4 protein-coding genes are annotated in these 3316 nt (G+C 69.5%); all 4 read left to right on the top strand.

The window, feature by feature from the left end; genetic code table 11:
• Positions 1-504 (top strand): zinc finger domain-containing protein (locus HKK72_RS37770; RefSeq protein ID WP_315987647.1); only part of this gene is annotated, 504 nt, incomplete at its 5' end.
• Between the two features lie 199 nt (positions 505-703).
• On the top strand, positions 704-985 hold the full coding sequence (locus HKK72_RS37775; protein WP_187239186.1) for an acylphosphatase: 282 nt from the start codon (positions 704-706) through the stop codon (positions 983-985).
• A 178-nt stretch (positions 986-1163) separates the two neighbouring features.
• Entirely contained in the window at positions 1164-1361 is a 198-nt protein-coding gene (locus HKK72_RS37780; protein ID WP_187239187.1) for a hypothetical protein, read from the top strand.
• Positions 1362-1718: 357 nt separating this feature from the next.
• Positions 1719-3316: chromosome segregation SMC family protein (locus tag HKK72_RS37785; RefSeq protein ID WP_187239188.1), on the top strand; the 1598-nt coding region annotated here is incomplete at its 3' end.

Below are 3316 nucleotides of genomic sequence, written 5' to 3' on the forward strand. Positions count from 1 at the left end.
CTCGCCGCCGCGCCGAGCGAGCACGTCGGACGCGTCCCCGAGCCGATCCTGCACATCGCGTGCGACCCGCTCGAGGAGGCGTTCGACGACGAGGCCTTCTATCGCGCGCTCCGGCGGCGGCAGACCGGCATCAAGCGGGCACTCCTCGACCAATCTCTGATCAGTGGGGTCGGCAACATCTACGCCGACGAGGCGCTGTGGCGCGCCCGCCTGCACTGGGCCCGCCCGACCGAGACGCTGACGCGGGCCGAGGTGACCCGGGTGCTGCAGGGCGTGCGCGAGGTCATGAGCGCCGCGCTCTCCGTCGGCGGCACGTCGTTCGACAGCCTGTACGTGAACGTCAACGGCGACAGCGGCTACTTCGATCGCTCGTTGCACGCCTACGGCCGGGGCGGCCAGCCCTGTGACCGCTGCGGCACGCCCATCCGCCGCGACGCCTTCATGAACCGCTCGTCCTACAGCTGCCCCCGCTGCCAGCCCTGGCCCAGGCGCGCGCGCGTTTGATGGCTGTGTTGATGGCGCTCGCTCCGCTCGCGGGCTCGGGGCGCCTTGACGGCGCTGTCTTCCCTCGTCGCTCCGGTCGCTCGTTCCTCGCTCCCTGCGCTCCTCAGTCCAGACAGCGCCGCGCCCCTCGCGGCCCTTTGGTCATGCCATTTCATGATCACGGAGGGGCAGGGGCTTGCTCGTCGTACTATCGGGACTCGTGGGGGACGAGGTGGTTCGGCTGACCGCATGGGCCCGTGGCACCGTGCAGGGCGTGGGGTTCCGGTGGTGGGTCCGTGCGCGGGCGTTGGAGCTCGGCCTCGTCGGTTCCGCGACCAATCTGCGGGACGGTCGGGTCGAGGTCGTCGCGGAGGGTCCGCGGACCGATTGTGAGCGGCTGCTCGAACTGTTGCGCGGCCAAGGAACACCGGGAAGGGTCTCTGGTGTCACCGAATGGTGGACAGAGTCCCGTGGCGACCTGTCCGGTTTCGTGGAGCGATGATCGGGTAGGGCTTTCCGGTTTGTACCTGCTAAACTTGTGGGGACAGGTTGTTACCGGCCTGTGATGTCCGTCTTGACCGACACTCCGGCCGGTGCGACTCTAGATGATACGCGCATCGGCTCACCTTGCTCTTTGTGCGCGATCCCTGCTGGTCACTCAGCGTGGAGGACCCTTAATCATGGCGAAGGCTATACTCGGCCACGTCGGCGGTCCCGACCCCCGGATGGTCGCCGAGATGCGGCGTCTGCAGCGGCGTGTTCGGGATCTAGAAGCCGAGCTGGTACGGCTTCGGGCGGAGAACGACGCGCTGGCGTCGGTGGGTCAGGACGAGGTCCTGACCTTGGCGTCTAAGGACCGTGAACCGGCGCTGACCTGACCGTCTGCGCCAAGGCTGAAAGGGACGTCTAACGACGTCCCTTCTGTTTTGTCCGGATTTTCCGCTAGTCCAGCAATTCCATTAACAGATCGCCATCGGTCCTTTATTTGGTGACCGAGGATGCGCGTACGACCATGGCTGTTACGCAAAGTGACGGCATGGGAACCGGATCGGCCTGGGAGACATCCGGCGGTGAAAGACGGGACGCTTCGCCCGGAAGGCCGCGCATGGCGATCCGGCATGGCAGATTTGCCGGGGTAGGTCCCTGAAACCGGAGGTGCGGGCCGCCGACGGGTATCGTTCCACTGATCAGGGGGTCGGCCCCTGAAGGATGAGATTGGCCACGGGAGCGCGCGCGTGTATCTGAAGAGCCTTACGCTGCGCGGCTTCAAGTCCTTCGCCTCGTCGACCAGCCTGCGCTTCGAGCCGGGCATCACCTGTGTGGTCGGGCCCAACGGTTCCGGCAAGTCCAACGTCGTCGACGCGCTCGCGTGGGTCATGGGCGAGCAGGGCGCGAAGTCCCTGCGCGGCGGCAAGATGGAGGACGTCATCTTCGCCGGCACCGCGAGCCGGCCGCCGCTCGGCCGGGCCGAGGTCGTGCTGACCATCGACAACTCCGATGGCGCGCTGCCGATCGACTACACCGAGGTGACCATCAGCCGGCTGATGTTCCGATCCGGTCAGAGCGAGTACTCCATCAACGGCGATCCGTGCCGGCTCCTGGACGTCCAGGAGCTGCTTTCGGACTCGGGCATCGGCCGGGAGATGCACGTCATCATCGGGCAGGGCCAGCTCGACGCCGTTCTGCACTCCGGCCCTGAGGGGCGGCGCGCGGTGATCGAGGAGGCCGCGGGCGTTCTGAAGCACCGCAAGCGCAAGGAGAAGGCGCTGCGCAAGCTGGACGCGATGCAGGCCAACCTGACCCGCGTGCAGGACCTCACCGGCGAGCTGCGCCGCCAGCTCAAACCCCTGGGCCGGCAGGCCGAGATCGCCCGCCGGGCCGCCGTCATCCAGGCCGATCTCCGGGACGCGCGGTTGCGCCTGCTCGCCGACGATCTCCTCACGCTGCGGACCAGACTCGAGGCCGAGGCCGCCGACGAGGCGGCGGTCCGTGAGCGGCGCCGCTCGGTGGAGCAGGCGCTCGCCGAGTCACAGGAGCGCGAGACCGAGCTGGAGGCCGAGGCACAGGCCGAGGCCCCCCGGCTGATCCAGGTACAGGACACGTGGTTTCAGCTCTCCTCGCTCAAGGAGCGGCTGCGCGGGGTCGCGGACCTGGCCGCCGCGCGGCACCGGCATGCCGTCGAGGGCGGCGAGGATGAGCGGCGCGGCCGGGATCCCGAGGACATGGAGCGCGAGGCCGCCGAGGTGCGCGAGCAGGAGGAATGGCTGCGCGGCCGGCTGGAGGGGACCGAGGAGGGCCTCGCCGAGGCCGTTCGCGAGCGCACTGAGGCCGAACTGCTGCTCAAGGACGAGGAACGCAGGCTGCATGAGGCCACGCGTGCCGCCGCCGACCGTCGCGAGGGTCTGGCCAGGCTCCGCGGCCGCGTCGAAGCGCTGCGCAGCAAGTCACAGGCGGCCGAGGCCGAGATCGGCCGGCTCGCCGTCGCTCGCGCCGAGGCCGAGGAACGTGCAAAGGCGGCTCAGACGGAGTACGACGCACAGGACACCCAGGCCGACGAGAACCCTGAGCTGGTCGCAGACCACGAGCGTGCACAGTCGGCGCTCGCCGCGGCGAAGACCGCGGTGGAGGAGACCCGTGCCGCCGTCGCCGGTCCCGAGCGCGAGCTGAAGGAGGCCAGAGCCGGAGTCGCCGCCGCTCGGGAGGCCGATCAGCGGGCGCAGCGGGCCGTCGCCGCACTGCGCGCCCGGATCGAGGCGCTGGAGCTGACCCTCGGCAGCGCCGCCGCCGGTGGTGAGGCGCTGCTGGCCTCCGGGCTCGACGGCGTGCTGGGAAC

The sequence above is a fragment of the Actinomadura sp. HBU206391 genome (assembly GCF_014323665.1).
Classification (GTDB): Bacteria; Actinomycetota; Actinomycetes; order Streptosporangiales; family Streptosporangiaceae; genus Actinomadura_C.